The sequence below is a fragment of the Streptomyces sp. NBC_01017 genome, assembly GCF_045162795.1.
Classification (GTDB): Bacteria; Actinomycetota; Actinomycetes; order Streptomycetales; family Streptomycetaceae; genus Streptomyces; species Streptomyces machairae.
On sequence record NZ_CP108683.1, the window covers coordinates 11048916 to 11071409 of the forward strand.

The window sequence follows — 22494 nt, forward strand, 5'->3', positions numbered from 1 at the left end:
CCCCGCACCCGCCAGGTAAACGGAAGGTCAAATCGCCCTAGGTCGTTCCGTCGTGAAAGCCATTGATCGCCCTAATCACTCTGCTTGCAAAGGGAGTTGTCTAGTTGGTGGTCGCCCTCCAAGCCACATAGTGCGGGCGGCTGTTGATGGCCTGGCCGGCCCCTGCGATTCCTCCGCGAGGGCGGGCCGGGCGCCGAGACAACACGAAGGCCTCCACCCCAATGACGACTCTCACTAAGCAAATTCACATCGCTTCCGTCGGTCGCCCCGCCTATAGCCAGACCTTCCCCTGCGAGCCGTCCACGGCCGAGATCGGCCGCCAGCTCCTCCGGGACGTCCTCGGTATTTGGCGCCTCGACAGCCTTGTTGACCATGCCCTGCTGATCGTCACCGAGCTGATCGCGAACGCCGCTAGGCACACCCCGTGCCACAAGATTCGCCTCATTGTCGAGCTGCCGAGTCCAACACGGCTCCGTGTCGGGGTCCTGGACCGGGCGCCGACGCGCTTGCCGGCATTCAGCAGGACCGATGACGATGACGAGTCGGGCCGCGGATTGCTCCTCATCAACGCAGTTGCTGACCGCTGGGGCTATGACATGCACAGCTCGGGAACGGGCCCATGGGGTAAAGAAGTTTGGGCCGAACTCCGCATCAAGGACGGTGCGTGATGCCCCTCGCGCGCCTGCCCCTTCCAGATGTAGCCCTCCTTCACCCCCACCAACAGTTGGCCATGGAGAGTGCCCTCTGCGCGCGTTCGCTGAGCGTGATCGGCCGGCGGCGGAGCGAGGTACGCCACCGGAACCTGCCATTTCGGTTCTGTGCCTGCATGCCCGACTGCCAAGCGGCGAGATCGCCCAGGTGTGCTAGGCGTCGGTTCCTCTTACTAGGGGAGGGGGTGGTGACTGCTGTCGTGCAGCGCTGGAATCACCCTCTGGAGCGGTGGGCACCGCAGCTCGATGGCGAGGCACTGACGATGCTCGCGGGCAAGGTGCGCAGGTGGCAGGTCTTTGACGGTGAGGCCCTACTCGACGACCTGGCGACTGTGCTCGACGACGTCGGACCCGCCGAGCAGCAGGTCGACGAGCTTGCGGAACGGCTCCGAGGTCACCTGGTGCGGCTCGTGACTATCGCTGTTGCCGCCGAGGAGGAACAGCGGGACGCCGCAACAGCCCGGCTCATAGAGCAGGCACGCACGCTGCCCTCTGAGGAGGTGCCGGGCGACCACTGCAGGGCCGTGGGGCACCTCCGCCGGATGGGCTGGATCACCAACGGGCTGCTGGAACGCCTGGTCGCTACGAAGTGCCTGAAGGAGACGGTGTGATCACTCCTCCGCTCCCGTACTCGCCACGCCCAAGACCCAGGGAGACGAAGCTTCCCGTGCGCCTCTCGGCCGAGCCCGGCCTGGTCCCCTACATCACCCAGCGGCTGGGGGAGGAGGCGGCGCCAGCCAACCTCATCATCCAGCGGCATTCTTCCGGCCCGCGGCTGTACTACCGGGACGAGGATCCCAGAGACCGGCCTATGCGCGGCATCTTGTGGGCGCGGTGCGGATTCAACCGCGTGGACGGCCGCGGCAAGCCGGCGGGTGTCCCGCAGTGGAAGTTCATGCACCCCTACCGGCAGATGCTCACCATGCAGTCCCTGCGCTGCCAGGTCTGCGCAGAACAGGCCCGGACACGGCTGGGTTTCATCTTCCTCGCCGGGCCCGAGGACGAAGACCCGGAACAGCCCACGATCTACACCAACCAGCCCCCGGTATGCGTCAAGCACGCTCGCGCCGCTGCCGCGCTCTGCCCGCACTTGGAGAAGAACCCGATGGTTCTTCTGGCCCGCAGCGCACCCCTGTACGGCGTCCACGGCACCCTCTATGGCGTCAACGCGCAGGGCGAGGTGCACGTCGTCGCGAGTCCCGGCCACCCCCTGCCCTTCGGCCATCCCAACATCCCCACCCTTTTGGCCTCGCAGCTCATCCGCCGGCTCAGTTCCTTCCGCGTCCTCGACATGGAGGAGCTGCTGCAAGAGCTGGAGCCGGCTGTGTAGACCCCTTCCCAACGGCCCTTGAGGCTTCGCCCGAGTCATCAGGAAGGCCCAACACCCGGCGCAGGGGCGAGTATCCAGCTCGCCTATGGCGGCGCCGACTGGTGATCTCCGGCGGCCGGGCGGTGATTTGCCCTTCCCGCCCGACCGCCGGCCCTCCCGTTTCCCCTGTCCCGCTCCCCTCGTTGAGGAGACTCCACATGCCGCACGTTCAGCCCGAACCGGGAGCACTCTTCGAACTGGCCGCCGCCCGGATACGCCGCGTGGCGGCCGAGCAGTGGCCCGGCGAGACCGTGACGCTCGGCGCTCACGTCCCCTCGGTCACCGGCTTCGTCTACCGGGTGCACCTGGGCGGACGTGAGCTGTTCGCCAAGGACTCAGTCCTTGGCCTCTCCCTGGTCTCCGTGCTGCGTGGTGTCGCCGGGGGTGGGGACCAAGTCCGTGCGGCGCAGTCCGCCTATGCCTCGTCGCCGACGTCGCTGTTGGCGCGGGAGGCCGCCCAGCTCCGCGCCCTGGACGCCGCCGGTATCCGGGTCGGCAGGTGCGTCGGCTACCGGAGCGGGGTGCTGTTCACCGAGGCCGTGAGCGGCCCGAGCCTGCTCGACCTGATCACCAAAGACCCCGGCCGGACCGCCGACTTGATGAGCGGGGCCCTACGCGGCCTCGCAGCGCTTCAGTCCCCGATGGTCGCGTCGGTGGCCGACACGACACCGATCGCAGAGCGCGGGATTGACACCACGTTCCGCCGGAAGTTCAACGGCATCTCCGGCCGCGCCTACGTGACCCGACTCGGCGTCGACCGGCTCGACGAGCGGGCCCGCCGGGGTGCAGTGGCCGTCCTCGGTGTCGTGGTGTCCCGGCTGCTGAAACTCCGCCTCCTTCCGGCGCCGGGCCCCCGCCTGGTCGTGTACGGGGACCTCAAACCCGAACACGTCCTGTTCCCGGACGGCCCCGACGAACAGCCGGTGTTCATCGACCCGGGTCTTTCGCGCGGGGGCGACCACCAGGACGCCGCGAAACTCGCCTCCCGCGCGCTCCTCGCTGTGATCGCAACGCCGCCGCCCGACGGCGCCGTGCTGGTGGTGGAGGGCATCGATGCCTTCGTCCACCTTCAGGCCCGGCACATCGGACGTGCTGAGCGCGGGATGTGGCTGCGCCGGTTGATGGTCACCTGGCTGATGGACAGCGTCAACATCCTGTCGACGTACCTGGCGGCCCCGTCCGCACTGCCGCTGCCCGAGCATGCGTTAGCGGTCGTCGAGTCCACCCGCGCTCTGTGCACGGTCCTGGACTCCGTCAGCGCCACCCTGGCCGCAGGGACCGAGCCCGAGGTGGCATGGCGTCTTGCCCTGGCCTGCGTGACCCGGGCGGCCACTCGATGACCCGGGGCTACACGGTCGGCGTCATCGGCGCCGGCGCCGTCGGCCAGACAACGGCCGCGCTTTTGGCCGTCGAACCCTGGTGCACCCGCCTGCTGGTCACCTCCCGCACATCCGAGGCCGCGCGCGGTCTGGTGACCGACCTCGAAGACGCCCGGCAACTGACCGGAGGCGCCCGCACGTTCACCGCCACACGCGCCGATATGGGCGATGCCGACGCGCTGGTCGTCTGCCCCCGCGCGACGTTCACCAACACCCGCACCGCGGATGTGCGCATGGCCGGACTCGCCGCGAACGCCCCCACCATCGCCGAGTGGGCGGAGGTCCTGACCGGCTATCCGGGCGTGGTCGTGATGGTCACCAATCCGGTCGACGTGCTGGCCCGCTATTTCGCCGAGCTGTCCCGCACGCGCCAGGTGTACGGGATCGGATCCGCCACGGACACCGTCCGCTACCGGCTCGCCCTCGCCCATCATCACCGCGTTCCGGTCGACACCGTAGAGGGCTACGTGATCGGCGAGCACGGCGACAGCGCGGTGATCTGCGCGTCGTCGACCACGATCAACGGACGGCCCGCCACGGTACCCCTCGACCTCGTGACGGCTGAGCTCCGCGACCGGCCACGCCGGATCAACACCGGGATCGGCCGCGTACGCAACGGCCCGGCCGCTGCCGTGGTGTCTGCCCTGCGCAAGCTCCTGGCCGTAGAGGATGGCACGGACGTCCTGTCTGTCAACCGTGGCGGTGTATGGCTCGGAATCCGGTTGCAGATCACCGCCGGCCAGCCCGCCGTCACCCCCCTGACCCTGAACGAGCGGGAAACCACCCAGTTCATCGCCGCCCGCACCAAGTTGGGCGCCGCCTACCGCACGATCAACCGTGAAGGAGCATCCGCGTGCCGCTGACCGCTACCCACATCACCGCCGATACCGCCACCGTGACGGTCGCTTCCCAGTGGCAGGAGGTTGCCGACTGGTCCCGCCGCTACTTCGGCCCCTGGTGGAACGCCATCACCGTTCAGGCCCACTCAGGCGGCAGCATCGCCGAGAACGGCGCAGGCCTGGTCCTCGCCGACACCGACCCCGGGCGGGTGGAGGACGTCCGCACCCTCGTCACCGACTACGGGTTCGAGGAGACCGACTACGCGAATGCCCGCACGCTCGTCTCACGGCAGGACGGCATCACCTACGCCGTGCAACCGGACGAGCACCTCGCCTACCAGGCGGACCGGGGGCGTCTCGCTATCGTCGGCGAACACCCCGAACCCGTGGCGGTCGCAGCTGCCCGCCTCGCCCGCGAACTCGTACGCGCCCAACTCCTCGCCGACGGCTGGACCGTCCTGCACGCGTCCGCCGCCGTCAAGGACGGCCGCACCGTGCTCACCCTCGGCGAGAAGGGCGCCGGGAAGACGACCACGGCTCTTCTGCTGGCCCGCCAAGGGTGGGGGCTCCTTGCTAACGACCGCGTGTTCGCCCGCGCCGAGCCGGACGGCACGGTCAGGGTGCTGCCCTGGCCGTCGGCCGCCGCAATCGGTCTCGGCCTGCTCGAGGCGACCGGCCTGTACGACCAGGTGCGCGACAAGGTGCTCGCCGGCGGGCTACTCCACCCCACCCAGCACCCGAGCGTGACCGAAGCCCTCCGGGAGGGCCGCCGTGCGCCCCTGTGGAAGGACATCGGCAAGGAACTCAAGCCGCAGTTCTTCCCCGACCAGCTCTCCACCTGGCTCGGCCTCACCCTGGCCACAGAAGCCACCGCGGCCGCGCTGCTGTTCCCCCACATGAACCCCGACTCATCCCCCACGCTCCTCGACGACGGCCGCGCCCTGACCGAGGCGGACGTCTTCACACGTGCGACTGAGGATCGCTACCCCGACATCTTCCACCTGGCCCCGGCCACCACCCCGGCCGCGTCCACACTCGTCGACCACCTCGGCCGTCTCCCGCACCGGTCGCTGACGCTCAGCCACGACACTGAGGCGAACGCTGCTCTCCTGGCCAAGACCGCCGACGACCTCACGGCGTAGCCCACACCCGTCCCACACTCCCGCCGCCAAAGCGGCGGGACAGGCCCGGAGACGCCCCCGTCGCCACCGGCTGCCCGCCCCAGAGCGGGCAGCCACACCTTGCCCCTGCCGGGGCCGCACACGTCACGCCATGCTGGAAGCCCCGGCAGGGTCCCCACCGGAACCTGACGAAGGGACACAACCGTGACGATCGCACCGGAGGCTCCCGCAACGCCCGTCGTGAGCTCCAGTTTTCCGACCGTCTCTCGTGAGAGGCTGGCGTGACCGGGCTCTTTGCGTGCCGGACATGTTCGCCATGTGTCCGGTCGGTGTTGCGGTGGCTGGCGTTCGATGAGCCATCGCACCGGCTACGGACCGGGATGCTTCTCGCTACGGGGTATCACGCGGGCTGGTTCGACGCTCCGGGGCGGCTGTGCTTGGCCATGCCTCGATGCTCTCAGGCCGCGATCATGGTCGGCCTGGCGGAGAGTCCTTCACCGCGTCCAGCAGCGTGTTGAGCCGGGAGGTGACGAGCGTGGAGTCGATACGGGCCGCGTCGTCGAGCGCCTGGTGGGCTGCGGCCGCAGCCTGCTCCCGGCTCGGCCGCCGGTGAACAGCGCGGCGGCGAGGCCGACGCGGTCCTGAGTGCGCGGGCCGGCGGGGTGAACGCCTGGTACACCATCCTTCTCTTGCAGCGGATTTTCTGAGCGGCTCGATCAGAAGCGTGCGGCTTCCCAGCATTTGGGACGACAGCGACCGGGAACCCGCGCACCACCGCAAGCATTCTTCCGGTTCGGCGACGGGTACGACTGAGCAGCCGCAGACTGGCGTTGCCATGCGCCGACGGGGCGACGCAGTCAACGGCGCGGGCGACCAGGACGCGGGGGAGTCTGCGCCTTACGGAGCTATCGCTCCAGGCTCAGTGGACAGGCCCACTCGACGTATACATGCGCGTATACTGAGGTTATGTCTGATGCGATGATTCGAGTGCCGGCCGAGGTCCGTGACCGGCTGGCAGTGATCGCGGAGTCCCGCGGCACGTCGATCCGGACCCTGGTGCAGGAGTTCGCGGAGTCCACGATGACGGACGAAGAGCGCCGCGAGCGGGCCGAACGTACCCGTGCCTACCTCGCGGAGCACTTCGGCGTCGAGGTGTCGGACGGTGAGAGCGCCGCGATGGGCGCCCGTCTGCGCGAGGCGTTCCTGCCGGCGAACGGCGCGGCCGCGTGATCCTTCACCACCTGGTGCTCGACGCGCCGACCCTGCTGGCGCTCGCCGGGAACCGGCAGGTCTCTGCGCTGATCCATCGGGCGCACTTCGAGACGGAGACCCGATTGTGGGTGCCGGCGCTGTCGGTCCTGGAGGCCGACCGGGAACATCGGGGGATGGCCGAGCACGTTGGGCAACTGGAAGTCCTGCATACCGTCGATCTCGACTATCCTGCGGTACTCGCGACGGTAGACCTGTTCCACGATGGCGTCCCGGTCGGGATCGGTGCGGCGATCCACGCAGCGCGACACTTGCCCGAGTGGGGAGCGGACGCGTTGATCGCCACGGTGGAGCCGAAGGTCTATGCAGGGCACGGCATTCCGGTACTCGATCTCAACCGGTGACGCCCCTCCGGCCTCGACCAGCGTCCCCTGCGGCACCCTGGCCCCCCTGCCCGATCGGCAAGGCCCCGCAGAACACCATCCCGGCGATTGGGGACAGCGCGAGTGGCTCTACCTCGACCTGCCCGACCTCCCCGCCGTTCAGCATCCTGTGCCAACCTAACGGTGCTCCGCGGGACATCATCGTCTCTCCGCACCGGACCGGATGCGGTGGTTTTGCCGGGGCCTGCGGCTCCTGGTCGACGTGAGTAGCGTGCGGCCATGCGCTTCTCCTGGGACCTGATTCAGCCCGTGATGCCCGTTTCCGTACGTGCCGACCCTCGGCCCCGTCCGCCCCGACGACCCGGTGCACGACCTCTTCGAGGCCGTCGTCGAGACCGCGGCGACAGACCGCTTCCTGCCCTACGACAAGGACCAGCGATGGTTCGAGACGAAGACCGAGCGCGTCATGGCGGACGCCATCGTGCACGACAGGCACCGGACGCTGATCCCTACCCTCGCCGAGCGCGCCGGGGCCGTCGTCAAGGTGCACGTCTACGGGTCGGCGCCGGACAGCCTGTCGGCCGGCACCGGCCTGGCTCGCAAGCTCGCCGCCACCCATGGCGCCCGGCAGGTCCGCATCGTCTGGTTCCTCGGCCCCGACCAGCCGGAGGGGTACGGCCATGGTGTCGGGACTCGAGTCCAGCTCAAGGACTTCACCCATGGCCCCGGACAGGCCCCGGGCGCCCGGGGCCTGGAGTACAAGGAACTGCCAGAGCCTGAGCGGTTCGAGATCTTCGCGGACCTGATGGCGGAAGACGGCTTCGCGTTCCTCTGCGGCCAGATGCAGGCCGGGTCCGTCGGCCCGGTGCTCGTCGTCCTCGATGAGGGCACCGTGGCTGGCGCCATCGGCCCGATGGAGACCATGAGCGACGCCATCGGCCGGTCCCGGCTGCTGCCCCAGTACTTCGGTGTACGCCCGGACTACCGCGGCCTCGGCTACGGCCGCACTCTGTGGCGTGCGGGGAGGGTGATCCACGCCTCGCGCAGCATCAGGGCTGCGGAGTCCAGGTCGCCCAGGGTGCGCATGCGCTGCTTGGCCGCCAGGTGCGCGGAGGTACGGGCGAGGTCGGACATCAGCATGTCGAAGACCTCGATCGCCTCGTCCGCGGAGCGGGTGCGCATCGCTGCGGCGAACGCCACCAGGGTGGCCATCCTGCGGGGTTCGGCGAGGTCGGCGACCGCGCGGGCACGGACCGAGGAGGCGTAGCGGGACAGCGCGTGCAGCCGTCCGGCGGGGATGGCGGCCAGGTCCCAGCTGGAGGCGCCGAGCTTGTTGAGCTCGATGAACCGGTCGATGGCCTTGCCCGCACCGGGGCCGGTGATGTCGCGCGGGGAGCGGCGCAGCCTGTCGAGTTTGGAGGTGCGGCGGCTGTCCTCGACCGGCAGCAGCGCGGCCAGGGCGGCGCGCTGGGCGGCGTCCGGCTGGGCGGCCAGGGTGCGCCAGGTCTTGCGGTTGGTGTGCTCACGGATGGAGGTGACCGTGCGTTCAAGGACGGTGGCGCCGGGCAGCAGCACCTTGTTCTCGACCAGGTGCAGCGTGGCGAGGTCGAACAGGGCGATGGGGCGCTCGTTGCCCGACCAGCAGCGGTCCCACAGCCAGCGGGCCAGCTTCCACCAGGCGTCGCCCTTCAGGTCCTGGTAGCCGTAGGCGTCCTTGATGGCGCTCTGGTGGTCCCAGCGGGTGCGCTCTGCGCCGTACCCGGCCAGCACCGACGGGGAGTGGCCGAGCTGGTCGGCGACGTACTCGACGACCTCGGTGGGCGCGTGCTCGGGGTTGTCCAGGAAGGTGCCCAGGAACCGCACGGTGCCGAGCTGTACGCCGTACCCGAGCTGCGACCTCGCGCCCCGGCAGGCCATTGCCCGCCGCCGCGCGTCGCGGTCCAGCAGGAGTAGCCGGCCAGCTGCCCGTCGTCCGGTACGGCGGTGAACGCGCCGTAGTTGCGGCGTTGTTCGTCGGTCAGGAACGCCACCCGTCCCGCCCCTCCCCATCGCTTCTCCCCGTGCTGTGACGGCGCTCACCTTAAATCACATGATCAGCAGGGGCGGAACCCGGGTTCAGCGCGGGGCTGACGGCGGGGACGGGCCGGTGATCGCCTGCCCGCATAGCGGGGCAGTGTTGTCCTGGACGCCGCCTTGCGACGCCCGGCCGCCGGACTCCCCTTCTGCCTCGGGCTCTGTGTCCGGACCGCCCCAGAGCCCGAAGGGGCCTTTGTTTCCGGGGCCGCTGGCACCGAGCAGGGCACCCGCCCTTGGTGCGGTGCGGCGGCAGCGGGATCATGAAGCCGAGCCCCCTCGCGTCGCGCCACCGCGCGAGCGGAAAGTCACTCCGGCATCGGCCAGGAGGTGATGCACCCCGCCGTAGGAACGGCCGGCCTCCTCCGCCAGCGCCCGGATCGAGGTGCCCGCCTCGTACCTCGCCTTCAGTTCCCTGCGGCGACTCGGTCACGCTCGGGGCCCCGTACCAGCCTGCGGGCCGGAGACTTGCGGGTCATCAGCGGATTCCTCCCCAGTGAGAACGATGGATACCCCATGATCGCGTGGGTCGGCGGTCGGCGGCCAGTGTGGGGGCTGCGCGCGTGCGGCGTTATCTACCCTGGTGCGTAGCCCCCGAGCACGTCACAGGGACGTGGCAGGCTTCGTGCATGCGTAACGACCTTCCGTTGACGGTGATCGGGAACCTTGTTGACGATCCCGAGCTGCGGTTCACCTCCGCCGGGGTACCGGTGGCCCGGTTCACCGTGGCCTCCACTCCCCGCACCTTCGACCGCGACACCAACAGCTGGCGGGACGGCGAACCCACCTTCTTGGACTGCAGTGCATGGCGCCAACTGGCCGAGAACCTCGCGGAGTCGCTGGCCAAGGGCGCGCGCGTGGTGGTCGCCGGCCGCCTGCGGACCGACCGGTGGGAGACCCCTGAGGGCGAGAAGCGCTCCCGTATGGTGATGGACGTCGACGATGTCGGCGCGTCGATGACATTCGCCACGGTCACCATCGCCCGCACCACGCGCGCCATCCCGCCCCGTGAGACGGCACCCGACGACCCCTGGGCCACCGCAAGCCGCAACCGCCCTGCGGCCGCCTCTCCCGCCCAGGACACCGCCATCGATATCCCCTCAGGGGACCCTCCGTTCTGACCAGGCCCTTGTGAGGAGACACGGCCCTGGTGGCGACTGCCGAGCCCCTGCGCGGCCCGCGGACGCGATGAGCGCCGCGGCATTTTCCCCCGGCCGTCCGGGTGGCCCGGACGGCCGTCAGGTCTCAGTGCACCCCGGGGCAGTGTTCCGCGGCCCGGTGCCCGCCTGCGGACGCCTCGGCCAGGGTCGCCAGGGCCGTGTCGGCCGTGGCCTGGGGAATACCCGACCGCCATGAGAGGAAGTTCACCCAGTGCGGCAGCAGCCGCTTGACCCCGATCGTGACCGGGTGGCTGGAATCCCAATCCTCAATCAACCTGAGATTGTGGTTGATCCGGTGCGGTGAGACCGAGTCCGCGGTGTCAGGCAGAACACCCGCCAGCCACTCGCCGACCAGTGCTTCCACGATCTCCTCATCGATCGTCTCGCTCTGCCGCTGCTGCAGCCACGCGGTGAACGCGTTCAGCGTCGGGGTGATGTCGATGTCGTGGTACAGGTTGAGGGCGGCGGGCAGTGAACTTCCCCGCCGCTCCAGGGCGGCGGAGACATCGTGGATACGCCGCAGTGCCCGGAACCACTCGTCCCACACCGCCCGCGGCTCCGTCCCGACAATAGTGATCTCGGTCAGGTCCACCTCGGTCAGACAGCGCAGCGCCTCCGTCCCGGCCTGGGCGAGCGGCTTGGCCCCGGCTCCGGCAGCCGCCGTACCGACCGCGGTACGCCAGGCCGCAGCGGCCTGCTCCACATCGTCGTACGTGCCGCCGCCGGCGAGGACGACGAAGCCGCAGGCGTCGATGTCGAAGAGGTAGACCGCCGGATCCATGCCGTCCGGGTAGACCGTGGCTGCGATGATGCCCAGACGTGAGCCGTACACATCACGCAGCACCCAGACGTCCCCGGTCATCCGCAGCTTCGCCACCGCATCCCGCCACTGCGGCAGAGCCGACGCCACCTGTGAACCGCGTACCACCGGACGCAGCCGGGACACCGCCTCCAGGGCCGCCCGGGCGATCGCGGGCGAGCCCACCGATGACAGCCCGTACAGCAGGAGCAGGGCGGCCTGGCCACCGGGCACACCAGAAACCAGGCGCTCTCGGGCGCGCTGCTCCGCCGCGTCGATCAGCCCGCCGATCCAGTCACCGAGCGCGAGAGAGCGCCCCTCCTGGACGGCCTCGTGCACACGCGCCCCCAGCAGGCCAGCCGTCATGTCCTCCAGCTGGCGCGGGCCTTCGGCGCCGAGCAGCACCTCGGCCTCGTCCAGGAGCACCGAGAAAGAAGGCCCGAACCAGTCGAGCCTCGTCGGCTGTCCCTGCGCGAGCTGCTGCAGGAACGACAGGCCGGAAGGGCGTGCGAACGGATTGCCCGAGCCGAGGCCGGACCACTCCCGCGGTGCCGGGACGTTCCTGGCCGATGCGGGATTACCCGAACGCCTCCCGCCGCTGTTCTGGCGGTTCTTCTTGGGCTTGCGACTGCGGGAGACCGGGGACATGGCGGGGCCTTCATGCGAGAGGAACGGCGGCCGAGGACAGGGCAGATCCGCCCGGTACCCGGTGCTGCCGGACCCGGCAGAGACCCCTGCCCCTGGCCACCCCTATAACGGAACGAGATTCTATGCCGCGGGCGGCAGCGGCAGGGACGGATCAGAGCATGGCGCAGCCTCAGTGTGGATGCGTTCTGCACCAACGACAGCCGCACCGCGGCCGGGAGGCGGGCCAGCAGCTGGGTCATGCCGTGGATGTGGGTCAGTAGACGGGCTCGCCCATGGCCGCGCGTAGCCAGTCGAGGGGAGCCTGCGCCAGCAACTGGTCGGCCAGCCGCTGCCCGGACTCTGTGACGATCCGGGCCCGGCTGTTGTCGACCCATCGCTGGGCCGCTTCGTACCCTTGCGCCTTGTACTCCAGGCCCTGCAACATGCACTCCAGCTTGTCCGCGTCGCGTGCACAGATGGCTTCTGGCGTCTCGCGCGCCTCGTACTCGGCGATGACAGCGCGGACAGCGTCGCGTAGGACGTCGGGCATGCCAACTGTCTGGTCCGCGGTCACCGCCACGGGGTCGCCCGGGGCCGCGTACTTCTTCCCCAGGTGGTTCACGTCGCCCGTGCGCGTCTCCTGCGAGTCGTGCCACACCGCCAGGTGCGCAGCCCGCGCGGCGTCGGCGCCCTCCAGGGTGGCGATGACCGAGGCGATGACGGACGTGCGCCATGCATGCTCGGCGACACTCTCGGGGTCACGAACGCCCGCCATCCACCAACCCGTTCGACGGGCCGTCTTCAACGTGCCCGCCTCCCACAGGAAATGAGCTACGTCCGCCAGGTCCTGGTCTCCCATGGGTGTCCCCTTTCACGCCTCGGCGAGGCGGATTGCGTACCGGATGCCCTCAAGCTCCCGCCGAGCCTGCGGCGAAAGCTGGGAGTCATCCAACATCACCGGCAGCCGTTCGCGCAGGGCCTGCCCGGCTGACGATCGCGCGCGCAGCAGGCTCGGGCGTGCAGCCAGCAGCGCCCACAGAGTGTGGACGCTGAGGTCAAAGAAGGGCCGGAGCCGCTCTGCGGCGCGGTGAGCCTTGCGAGTTGTTTATCAGCACGCGAATCGTCAACCGCAGTCACCTTCCAGGCTGTCGCCCGCAAGACGGGCGTCTCCCGCACCTTCCTCTACGAAAACCCCGAGGCCAGGAATCTGATCGAGACCGCACGGGAGCGGGGCGAAGGAGCCGGCCGACCAGAGAGGCATCGCGGCAGCGAGGCCGAGACGGCCTGGCATGAACGCGTACTCAACGCCGAAGACGGGCTCAAGAGCGCACACGCGGAGATCAGAAGACAGCGCTCCCGCGTGGGCCAGTTGCTCGGTCAGATCCGCGATCTGGAGGCCCGCTGGTCGGACGAGTCGGTGACGAGCCTGGTCGAGCAAAACGCGCAACTCAAGCAGCGAGTCAGCAACTGTCCCAGGACCAGCGGCAGATGTGAGGAGCGGCTGCAGGCGGCCCGGACGAACAACAGGTTCCAGGACCGCCGCATCGCCCAGTTGGAAGCACAACTGCTGGAACACACCGGCGGCAGTTGAGCGCCGTGCTCGCCTTGCAACTCGGGGCCCGCGTCAGGGCCCGGGCAGCGGCAGGCCGGGCATCTGCTCGTGCCGCAGGTGCTGGCCGCCGTCGTAGGCGTGCAGGGCGAAGGTCTCCGGCCCCGGCCTGCCGGCCGCGTCGTAGGCGTCGACGACGCGCTCGATCCGCTCCCACAGCTTCACCGGGCCACCCTCGCGGACCTGCCATGCTCCGTCGCCCGGGATGAGGGTGGCGGCGGAGCCGGTGACGACGTCTACCAAGTGCACCACCTCGCCCACGGTCGTCATCTGCGCGTCGGGCACCGCGCTCTGGGCGAGGAAGCGCAGGTGGAACGCCTCTTCGGTGGCAGCGGCGATCCGCTCCGGACTGTGCGAAGTTGTCCGGGACCTCTCCGGCAGGCCCGCGGCCCAGTGGGTGGGGTTACCGAACACCGGCGCCGCGTGCGTACGAGCCGACATGAACGACACCGTGCCGCCCAGCAGCCGGCCCTCGGCCGTGCCGTCCTCGGCCACCGTCAGCAGCACCCGCGCGTATCCGTAGAGCCAGCCGGACAGCGTGAGCAGGATCTTCCCGCCCGGTCGGGTCTGGGCGAGCAGGGCCGAGGGCACCGCGCGGAACGAACAGGCGGCCACGATCCGGTCGAACGATGCTTCGGGCCAGTAGCCGTACAGGCCGTCCGCCACCGCCAGGGTCGGCGTGTAACCCAACGCGTACAGTGTGCTCGCGGCCTGCTCCAGCCGGCGGCCGTCGATCTCGATCGACGTGATGTCGGCGGAGCCGAGACGCTCGCAGGCGAGCGCCGTCGAGTAGCCGGTCCCGGTGCCGATCTCCAGCACCGTGTGCCCCTCTTGGACATCGGCGTCGGCCCACATCCGCAGCACAAGCGAGGGAAGCGTGGACGACGAGGTCGGCGCCCCGCCGTGCCGCGCGGCGGGCTGCTTCCAGTCGGGTTCGTCGCCGTCGAACTGCGTGATGAGCGTGGTGTCGGAGTACGTGGCGGCCAGCCAGCGGTCGTAGTCGAGCTCGGCGGTGACCGGCTCCCAGATGGTCAGGCCCTGTCCGTCGCGTACGTCGGCGGGCAGGTAGAAGCCGGGCACAAACCGGTGTCGGGGCACCGTCTGAACCGCCTCGCGCCAGGTCGGGTCATCGAGGACGCCGTCCTCGGCGAGGGCCTTCGCCATCGCCTCGCGCAGTCGTGCGGCGTCGGTCTCACAGTCGGCGGGCAGCGTCATGGTCTGCCGCCTCCTTCCTGCTCAGGATGTCGGCGAACGCCTCGGTGATGGCCGGCGCGTCGGGCAGCCAGCCCCACTGGCCGTTCGGATTGCACTCGATCGCCGTCCAGTGCTCGGGGTCGTCCCCGGCGCCGGTCAGAGCGAAGTCGAAGCAGCCGAAGACCAGGCCGAAGGATGACAGGTAGCTGTGCAGCGCGCCCGGGAGGAATCGCTTCTCAGGCTACGCCGTCCAGGCTCACGGCCGCGTGAACCGCCTCAGCCAGGACCTCGACGTGGCCACCGAGAACCCCGCTTCCATGGACGACATTGTCCGGACTGTCAGCGGCGGCCTCACCCAGCGTGGCTGGGACATCCGGCAGATCGAGGCGAACCCGCTCTCCGGCAGGCTGATCGCAACTGACCCTGATACCGGAGAGGAGTGCGAGGTCGGCATCCTCAAGGAAGCCTTTTGGTCTCCACCGGTGGCCACTGAGTATGGACCCGTACTCGGCCTCGACGACGTGATCGGCACCAAAGTGCGCGCCCTCGCCGACCGCGGCGCCGTCCGCGACCTGATCGACGTCCACTCCGCCGGGCTCGGCGTATGCCTGGACGGCTCGGTCTCGAAGGTGGTGGTCACTGGTATCCCTTCTTGCGCAGGACTGCCGGTTGGGCTTCACGGGTGTGGTGGGCGAGGAAGTTGTTCACGCGCGTGAGCTGGTTTTCCGCCCGGTCGGTGAGCTCATTCAGCGGGGCAACGCCCGCTGTGGCCTGGGCGGCGTTCTCCAGTGCCCTGGCCTGGCCCGGGCGGGCGTAGTCGGCGAAGACATCGTCCAGGTGGGGGCCGGTGATCCGGACGGGCCCGACGCGGCGGCCCTGGACGGTCATCGACATGTAGTGCTCGAACCGGTCCAGGGCGGCGACGACGTCCGGGCTGGGACTCTGGCCCCACTCTGCGGTGATCGGGGAGAGCGCGGACTGCGAGCCTGTGGTCGAGGCAAGAGTGGAGGCGTTCTGTACCAGTGACAGCCGCACCGGGGTGGGGAGGCGGGCCAGGAGCTGGGTCATGCCGTGGACGTGGACCTTGTATTTGCGGAAGTCCTCGAACATGGCGGCGATGGTTTCCGGGGCGGCGCCGGTGAGGGTGATCAGCTCGTCGAAGTAAGGGCGGAACGGCACCCGCTGGTCTTCCGGGGTGTCCCTGCGCGAGCGCACGGCCCGCAGCAGGTCGTGGGAGAGGAGTGCGGTGATGAGCCGGTCGGTGGGTCCGTTGCCGCCCGGGCATACCCACACGATCATCCGTGAGTCCATTGCTGCGCGGATGTTGTAGACGCCGGCCCCCTGTCCGAGGAAGGCACGGGTGACGGGGTTGGCTGCCAGGCGGGTGATCGGGTTGAGGATGACGGCGAACGCGTCGGTGGGCAGTGTCGGGAACACGGTCCGCCACCACGAGCGGGTCTCCTCGTCCAGGCGCCCCTCGATGGCGGTGAGTGCCGCCGTACGGAAGACCGGGTCGGTCAGGAGCGGGCGCAAGTGGAAGACGGTGGCCTGGTCCCCCTGCCGTCCGTCCTGGCAGGCGGCTGCGTTGACGGCCACCAGCACCGCCAGGCACGCGGTGAGGATGGTCAGTGCCCGGGGCGCGGTGGCGTCGTCCCAGCCGAGTACGGACGCGTAGGCGTCTGCGGTCGCCTCGACGACCTCGTGGGCCACCTGGCCCTGATGCATACCGATCGGGTTCCAGCAGCTGAGCGTAGGGGCAGGGCCGCCTGCGTTGAGGTCGATCAGTGCGATCCGCTGCATCAGTTGGTCGTGGGCGAGGAACGGCAGGGCGCGCGGCCAGGAATCGCGGTGCGGGTCGACGAACATGAGCCCGCCGCCGGTGTGGGCCCATCCGATCGCCTGGGCGAGAGCCCGCTCGGTTTTGCCTCCGCCGGCTTTGCCCACCCCGACCTCGAACAGGGTCTCCTTGGCGTAGGTGGCGACCAGGCGACGGCGGCCGTCCGGGGCGCGGTAGATGCCCTGCAGCAATAGGTCGGGATCCCCGTGCTCGAAACTCGGCAGGTCTGAGGCGAGCAGCGGCAGGCGGCAGTGCACGGTGGGCGGCTTGAGCAGCCCGGTCAGCTCCTCCAAGCGGACCCAGTTCGGGCGCGGTGGCTGGCAGTGCCCTAGCTTCCAGCGGCGTTCGAAGCCACGCCGGCTGGGCCAGCGACCCGCCCCGTACCGCCACGGGCCGATCCTCCAGCCCCGCATCGCCCAGCGGGAGCCGCCGCCGAACACATCCAGCGCGGCCTGGAGTTGAGCGAGCCTGGCCTCGGCCCGACCTGACGTGTTCGACGCACACATCACCAGCAGCTGCACCCGCACCAGGTGGTCATCCTCCGCCAGCTTTCCCAGCGCTTCCTGCGGGTCCACGCGGCGCGGGACCGGCGGCACGACCAGCCGACGCCCAGCCCCACTGCCCTGCTTGCCCGAGACCAGCTGCTGCAACTGCGAGATCAGCGAATCCTCGATACCGGTGGCGTCCTGACGCACCCACCGCGCGGCCCGCTGGGCCTCCCGCCGTTCCCGGCGCCGCGCGTCGGTCATCAGCTGCACACGGCGCGCCCGCAGCGACCACTTGGGGGCGCGCTGGATATCGAGCCGCATCTCGGCAAGGTCACCCAATTCCGCACGCAGGTCGCAGACGGCGTCGATCAGCGGCTGCAACGGGTCCGGATTCAGAGGCACTTCCCGCAAAGGTGCGGTCGGCTTGCCGCGCAGCAGGAACTCGGCCCGCACCACATGGTCACGGGGTTTGTCGACGGTGGGTTGGGCCCGGTTCACGGTGACGGCCGGACCGAACGGTGTGATCGACAGCAGGCGTTCGCCGCCGGCGGGGCCTTCGATGCGGTAGCGCAGCGGGCTGGAGCCGTCGGCGCGCAGCCGGATCTGCACCGCCTTCGACCGACGCGGCGCCCACCACGGCATGGAAGTCGAGGCCCTAGCGAGCTGCACACCCCGGCGGAAGATCTCCTCCAGACCTGGTTCGAAGTGCCGCGACGGGACGAGCTCCAAAGCCATCCGCTCAGCGGAGGCCTTGCGCGCCAGGCGGCGCACGAGCGCCTCACTCGCGGCCCAGACGGCGACAGCAGCCAGGGCCATCACCCACCAGTAGGTGAGCACCCAGCCGACGGCGTGAACGATGCCCGAGACGAGGCCGAGTACCTGGCTGGATGGCGACGCAGAGGCCTGGCCGGTCAGGTACGGGGCTGCGGAGTCCACGTGGATGCTCCCTTCCTTGAGGTGGTGCGGGTGAAGTGCCAGTCGGTGATGCGCAGGTCGGTGAAGGTGCCGCCGCGGTCGGTGCCGGCCCACACCAGATGGACCACCGCCTTGCCCGGGCGGCCGTCACGGCGGGCGATCGCGGCCTGGATGCGGAAGCGGGAGGTGGCGAACGCTGGGGCCACCCCTTCGCCCGAGTCGGGGAAGATGACGGGCCACTGCGCGCGGCCGACACCGGTGGCGTCTGCGCGCAGCAGCGCTCGGCCGGCGGTGAGTAACTCCCGTTCGTCTGCGGCGGGAAGGTCGGCGGGCCAGGCCTCCCGAAGTGACCGCTGAACAGCCGGGTCACCGGCCGTGCCCTCGCCGTGCGGCGGCAGAGCGGACTTGAGGGCTGGCGGTGTCGATACGGAGGGCGTCGTCGAGGAGGCGGACTCCAGGGCGGCCTTGCTGTCGGGACGTGGCGATGCAGCAGATGGGTCCGTAGCCGCGTGCGCGGTCGTCGACGCCGGCGGGGCCGTTGGCCCGTTACTGCGCGGCAGGCCGAGGAGGGCGATGCCCACGACGGCGAGGACGACCGTGCTTGTGAGCAGCAGCCGGGGTGAACGTGGGGTGCAGGTTCCGATTTGACTTGTCGTCTGGCGCTCGGCTGACCTGCCCGTTCGCGTGGCTTTCCACGAGACTTGTCGGCGGAATCGTCCAGCGAACTTGTCGGATTCTTCAGCCGAGAGCGCCTGTTCGCGCTCTGCTGACAGATCCCTCGGACAGTCGACCTGCAGGTTTGGGGTGGAGGTCACAGCAGGCGCGCCCCTCCCGCGTATCCGGACATCGCGTTGACCGAGTGGAGACGCACCACGCTGCCCGGGCGGGGCGCGTTGACCATCTGCCCGTCGCCCACGTAGATCCCGACGTGGTAGATCGTGGAATCGCGTCCGGGGGTGTAGGCGTAGAAGACGAGGTCGCCCTCCTTGAGGGCGCCTGTGCCGAGGCTCGCGGGGATGCGCCGGCCGACCCCGGCCTGCGCGGCCGCGGTACGCGGCAGCTGAATGCCGGCCTTGGCGTAGGCGTAGGTGGTCAGCCCCGAGCAGTCGAAGCCCTTGATCGTTGTGCCGCTCTTCCCGCTGGGCGAGCAGCAGATCCCATAGGACATGCCGTCGGCGTTGCCGCCGCCCCATGAGTACGGGACTCCCTGCTGGGAGAGCGCCGCCTCGAGGACGGTGCGGACCTTGCCCGTGGCGTTCTTCAGGTCCGGGTTCTTGGCGGCCGCGGTGTACTGGTCGATCCATCCGAGCACGTTGGCGACGTACTCGCCTGAGCGGTTGTACTGGAAGACCGCGGACTTGAGCTGGGTGCGCATGGTCAGATCGCGGCCGCTGCCGCACAGGTAGATCGCGGCGCCGAGCGCGGCGTCTTCGGCGTTGTGGGGGTCGACGGCTTTGTCCCCGTTCGCGTCTTGCCCGACGCCTTCCCAGGTTGAGGGCAGGAACTGGAAGGGGCCGACGGCACGTTCCGCGGTCGTGGTGCCGTCCCAGCGGCCGTCGTCGGTGTCCGGGAGGACCGTGGTGTTTCCGCCGGCGCCGGAGCCGTTGAGGAGAACCCCGTAGATCTTCGGGCGGATGTCCCCGCCTGCGGCGATGTTCCGGCCGACGGCGTGGTTGGACTCGACCTTGGCGATCCCGGCGAGTACCGGCCAGCGCATCCCCCGGCACTTCGGCACATGCTTCACAACCTGCTGGACGGCCTTCTTGTAGGCGGTGAGCATGCGTGGCGAGATGTCCGCGACTGCGCCGCCTTCGGCGATCCCGCCGTCTCCGGCGCCGGGCGCACCTGTCTTCAGCGCGACGTACGCGCTGATCGCGTTCCCGACCGGAGCCGCGCAGCACACGGCGGCGAACAGCAGCAGCACGACTACGCATCCCCAGCGGCCTATGCGGCGACGGGCACGCCTCATGTGCTGCCACCGCCCTCGTCCGCCTCCCGGCCAGAGTCCTCACTGTGCCGCTGCCACCAGTCCCAGAAGCTGGCATCGGCGGGGTCCGGGTTGTCCGGGTCCGGGTCGTAGGGGTGTCGGTCGTCGGGTGGTTGCGGGGCTCGCGCCTGCTGGCGCAGTCGCTCGGCTGCGGGCTCGGTACGCCGCTTCAGCTCCTCAAAGCGGGTACGCGCCGCCTCCCGCGTACTGTTGCTCGCGCCGCCGCCGCCGGCCAGGACCGGCCCGGCCGGGCTCGCCGGACGCCGGGACATACCGCCCCCCAACCGCGTCGGTGACGCGGGCGCGGCGGCGGGCGCAGCGCTGCTGTCTCCGGCCGACGATCTGGGCTCATCGGGCCGTGGGGGAGTGGCCGGTGGCATGGTGCGGGCCGGGCCCCTGGAGGATCCGGTCGGCCCCGGAGCCGGTGTCGGGCGGGTGGGCAGGCGACGGCTGACGGCGCGGGACACCTGAGTGCCTGTCTCGGCCCAGGCCCGGGAGTCCTCGCTCAGGGTGTTGCCCCACACCCGTACTTGCTGGCGGGCGTCGTGCGCGTAGCGCGAGCCGCTGGTCCGGGCCCTGCGGGCGTTTGCCGGCAAGCCTGCCGTCGCCCCGTATGCGGTGCGGGCCCCGCGGTTGAGGATGCGGTAGCCGCGCAGGCGCACCAGGCGGTTGTGGGCGCGGGTGGACAGCAGGGTGCGGTCGGTGTTCTGGTCGTGCAGGACCTGGCCGGAGGTGCGGTCGACTATGCGGCCGTCCTCGTCGCGGTAGCGGTCGGGCGGGCCCCCTGGCCGACGCGGCCCGGGTCCGCCGAACCCGCCGCCGTCCGACGGGCCTTGCGTGTCCGGGTCGCCGTCGGCGGTGGGCTTGCGCCACTTCGCCAGCTGCTCCCTGTCCGGGCGGCGGCCGATCAGCAGCCAGTGCGCGGTTTTCGCGCCGAGCCGTGCCCCGAGTCCGCCCGTGGCGGCCGCGGCGGTGAGCGGGGCGAGGCCACGGCCGGCTTCGGCGGTGGCATCGGCAAGGACGCCACCGGTGTCCACCGGCATGCCTGTCCCGTCGGTCAGGGAGGTGAGTGCGCCCATCAGCCGCTGCCGGGTTCCGAGCAGCCCGAACCGGCCGCCACCCCCACTGGTGAAGGCACGCAGGCCGCCGCCGTAACCTCCCCTCGCCGTCGGGGAGTTCATGGCGAGGGCGGCTCCGAGGTCGGAGGTGTCGCCGGGCATGTGGGTGCCGCCGATCTTGGCGTATCGCATCCGCATGGCCATGCGGTGGCCGAAGGATGTGATCCCGGTCAGCATGCGGCGGTGTCCGGCTGCCCCGGCGATGGCCAGGACGTCGATGAGCAGGATCCGTTCGACCATCAGGTCGGGCCCGTCGGTGATGGTGGCGTCGACGGCGATGCCGAAGAACGGCACGAAGGCGCAGATCCCGACCATGGCCAGGATCGCGATGCCCCAGATCGACAGCCACTTCCACACCGACTGGCGGGCGGGACCGGGCAGCATGCCCGCGACGAAGGTGACGCCCCCGACGGCAGCCGCTGCGGCGCAGACGCCCTGGGTGCCGAGCAGCACGATGGCGCTGGACAGCAGCATGCCGCAGATGAACAGCGCGGCGATCAGCAGCAGTCCGGCGCCGCCGACCCGCCACCAGGTGGGCTCTTGCGCGTAGGCGGCACACGCCTTGCCGACGTCGCCGGCCTTCTTCATGTCCTGGAGGAAGGCAGAGAACTCGCGGTCCTCGTCGGTGACGATCGCGCTTGAGGCATCCAGCAGTTCGCCGCCGGGAGTGAGGGCCGGCAGGCCGTCGCCGCTTCCGTCAGCGTCGGAAACGCCTTCCACGTGGCCGCGTTCGCAGTACTGCTTGGCCGGACCGTAGACCAGGCTGCAGGCGTCCTTTCCTTCGTCGGTGACGCGGGCGTTGCCTGCCTTGTAGCCGCCGGTGACCCATTTCAGGTGGACGGCATAGGCCTTGAGGTCGGACTTCCTGGCGGGGTCGAGGATGCGCCCGTACTGCAGCAGCATGTACGGCTTGACGATTAACGCGTTGGTAACCGAGTCCTGGAGGGGACGGGCCACATCAATTGAGGAGACCGGTTCCTCGCCCTCCCGTTCCAGGCACTTGATCTCGGCGTTGCCCGCCAGGCCAGCGCACGGGTCAAGGCTGGCGAGTTTGCCGCCCCAGTCGTAGGAGTTGACGCTCTGCTGCGCCACCTCTGCGGCCACCTGCTGCGACTGCCCCAGCGGCCCGTTGGGGCCGAGAAGGGTGTCGGGACGGATAAGAGCCGAGGCGGCGATCGCCCCGATGAGCAGGGTCAGGCACATTTCGCCCAGGCCGCGGCTGACTCGCCCGCGCACGATCATGAACCCGGTGAAGACGAACGCCCACGCGAGCAGCAGACCCTTCAGCCCGAGGGTGTCGACCACCGCAGTGTCGTAGGTGTCGGCGACCTTCTGCGCGGGGCGGACAAGGATTTTCAGCAGGGGGAAGCGGAAGGCCATCTCGATCGCCCACCCGGCCAGGCCGACCAGTAGCCGGATCAGGGTGAAAATCCCGGACAGGGCGAAGGCCAGGGCCTGCGTCTTGAAGGCGATGATGGATCCGCCCTGGGCGTTCAGCTCGTACCCGTTGATCGGCACGCCCTCGGACGAGTAGATGTTCAGCGGCGCGAGGAGGTCACCGGTCTCGCTATTGCTGCCGGCCGCGTACACGACCTGGCTGTTCACCATGACGAACACGCTGGTGAGCAGCACGACGAAGCTGGCTGTGCGGAGCGTTGCGCCCTCTGGGCGGAGCAT

18 protein-coding genes and 3 pseudogenes are annotated in these 22494 nt (G+C 70.0%); 12 read left to right on the forward strand and 9 right to left on the reverse strand.

Features of this window, described 5'->3' with window-relative positions; genetic code table 11:
- Nucleotides 1-221: 221 nt before the first annotated feature.
- The 9 genes from OG331_RS50650 (at nucleotide 222) to OG331_RS50690 (ending at nucleotide 8277) form a co-directional block, all read left to right on the forward strand.
- Nucleotides 222-668 (forward strand): ATP-binding protein, encoded by a 447-nt coding sequence (locus tag OG331_RS50650; RefSeq protein WP_406190949.1) that lies wholly within the window; start codon nucleotides 222-224, stop codon nucleotides 666-668.
- A gap of 230 nt (nucleotides 669-898) precedes the next feature.
- The gene (locus OG331_RS50655; protein WP_406190946.1) at nucleotides 899-1321 is read left to right on the forward strand and encodes a DUF6415 family natural product biosynthesis protein; all 423 of its coding nucleotides are present in this window, start codon (nucleotides 899-901) and stop codon (nucleotides 1319-1321) included.
- A gap of 56 nt (nucleotides 1322-1377) precedes the next feature.
- Complete coding sequence (locus OG331_RS50660; protein WP_406190943.1) at nucleotides 1378-2040, forward strand: hypothetical protein; 663 nt, start codon at nucleotides 1378-1380, stop codon at nucleotides 2038-2040.
- A 197-nt stretch (nucleotides 2041-2237) separates the two neighbouring features.
- A complete protein-coding gene (locus tag OG331_RS50665) occupies nucleotides 2238-3419 on the forward strand; it encodes a phosphotransferase (RefSeq protein WP_406190940.1) in 1182 nt (393 codons plus the stop codon).
- Entirely contained in the window at nucleotides 3374-4321 is a 948-nt protein-coding gene (locus OG331_RS50670; RefSeq protein ID WP_406190937.1) for a lactate/malate family dehydrogenase, read from the forward strand. The genes OG331_RS50665 and OG331_RS50670 overlap by 46 nt, the downstream gene beginning before the upstream one ends.
- Complete coding sequence (locus OG331_RS50675; RefSeq protein ID WP_406190935.1) at nucleotides 4312-5439, forward strand: hypothetical protein; 1128 nt, start codon at nucleotides 4312-4314, stop codon at nucleotides 5437-5439. Before OG331_RS50670 ends, OG331_RS50675 begins: the two co-directional genes overlap by 10 nt.
- 945 nt (nucleotides 5440-6384) lie before the next feature.
- A complete protein-coding gene (locus OG331_RS50680; RefSeq protein WP_406190932.1) occupies nucleotides 6385-6648 on the forward strand; it encodes a hypothetical protein in 264 nt (87 codons plus the stop codon).
- Complete coding sequence (locus OG331_RS50685) at nucleotides 6645-7031, forward strand: hypothetical protein (protein ID WP_406190930.1); 387 nt, start codon at nucleotides 6645-6647, stop codon at nucleotides 7029-7031. Before OG331_RS50680 ends, OG331_RS50685 begins: the two co-directional genes overlap by 4 nt.
- A gap of 307 nt (nucleotides 7032-7338) precedes the next feature.
- Entirely contained in the window at nucleotides 7339-8277 is a 939-nt protein-coding gene (locus OG331_RS50690; RefSeq protein WP_406190927.1) for a GNAT family N-acetyltransferase, read from the forward strand.
- A 275-nt stretch (nucleotides 8278-8552) separates the two neighbouring features.
- On the opposite strand, the pseudogene OG331_RS50695 reads toward OG331_RS50690, so the two are convergent.
- Nucleotides 8553-9059 (reverse strand): annotated as a pseudogene (locus tag OG331_RS50695) (DUF4158 domain-containing protein); the annotation flags it as partial.
- 285 nt (nucleotides 9060-9344) lie between these two features.
- A pseudogene (locus OG331_RS50700) lies at nucleotides 9345-9562 on the reverse strand (helix-turn-helix domain-containing protein).
- A 150-nt stretch (nucleotides 9563-9712) separates the two neighbouring features.
- Here OG331_RS50700 and ssb point away from each other — a divergent pair.
- Nucleotides 9713-10204, forward strand: a complete 492-nt coding sequence (gene ssb, locus OG331_RS50705; RefSeq protein ID WP_406190925.1) for a single-stranded DNA-binding protein — start codon at nucleotides 9713-9715, stop codon at nucleotides 10202-10204.
- Between the two features lie 124 nt (nucleotides 10205-10328).
- On the opposite strand, the gene OG331_RS50710 is transcribed toward ssb, so the two are convergent.
- Nucleotides 10329-11690 (reverse strand): hypothetical protein, encoded by a 1362-nt coding sequence (locus OG331_RS50710; RefSeq protein ID WP_406210887.1) that lies wholly within the window; start codon nucleotides 11688-11690, stop codon nucleotides 10329-10331.
- Nucleotides 11691-11943: 253 nt separating this feature from the next.
- Nucleotides 11944-12528, reverse strand: coding sequence for an HD family hydrolase (locus OG331_RS50715; RefSeq protein WP_406190922.1), 585 nt, complete (start codon nucleotides 12526-12528; stop codon nucleotides 11944-11946).
- A gap of 183 nt (nucleotides 12529-12711) precedes the next feature.
- Between OG331_RS50715 and OG331_RS50720 the strand changes: the two genes are divergently transcribed.
- Nucleotides 12712-13260: a DUF6262 family protein gene (locus OG331_RS50720; protein WP_406190919.1), complete on the forward strand. Its 549-nt coding sequence runs from the start codon at nucleotides 12712-12714 to the stop codon at nucleotides 13258-13260.
- Between the two features lie 33 nt (nucleotides 13261-13293).
- On the opposite strand, the gene tgmC is transcribed toward OG331_RS50720, so the two are convergent.
- Entirely contained in the window at nucleotides 13294-14493 is a 1200-nt protein-coding gene (tgmC, locus tag OG331_RS50725; RefSeq protein ID WP_406190917.1) for an ATP-grasp peptide maturase system methyltransferase, read from the reverse strand.
- A gap of 218 nt (nucleotides 14494-14711) precedes the next feature.
- On the opposite strand from tgmC, the pseudogene OG331_RS50730 reads away from it, so the two are divergent.
- Nucleotides 14712-15065: pseudogene (locus OG331_RS50730) on the forward strand (nucleotidyl transferase AbiEii/AbiGii toxin family protein); the annotation flags it as partial.
- Nucleotides 15066-15108: 43 nt separating this feature from the next.
- Here the strand turns inward: OG331_RS50730 and OG331_RS50735 are convergent.
- From OG331_RS50735 to OG331_RS50750, 4 genes are all read right to left on the reverse strand, one after another.
- Nucleotides 15109-17733, reverse strand: coding sequence for an ATP/GTP-binding protein (locus OG331_RS50735; RefSeq protein ID WP_406190915.1), 2625 nt, complete (start codon nucleotides 17731-17733; stop codon nucleotides 15109-15111).
- On the reverse strand, nucleotides 17709-18293 hold the full coding sequence (locus tag OG331_RS50740; RefSeq protein WP_406190913.1) for a hypothetical protein: 585 nt from the start codon (nucleotides 18291-18293) through the stop codon (nucleotides 17709-17711). The genes OG331_RS50735 and OG331_RS50740 overlap by 25 nt, the downstream gene beginning before the upstream one ends.
- 230 nt (nucleotides 18294-18523) lie before the next feature.
- Nucleotides 18524-19681: a C40 family peptidase gene (locus OG331_RS50745; RefSeq protein WP_406190911.1), complete on the reverse strand. Its 1158-nt coding sequence runs from the start codon at nucleotides 19679-19681 to the stop codon at nucleotides 18524-18526.
- The gene (locus OG331_RS50750; RefSeq protein WP_406190908.1) at nucleotides 19678-22494 is read right to left on the reverse strand and encodes a hypothetical protein; all 2817 of its coding nucleotides are present in this window, start codon (nucleotides 22492-22494) and stop codon (nucleotides 19678-19680) included. The genes OG331_RS50745 and OG331_RS50750 overlap by 4 nt, the downstream gene beginning before the upstream one ends.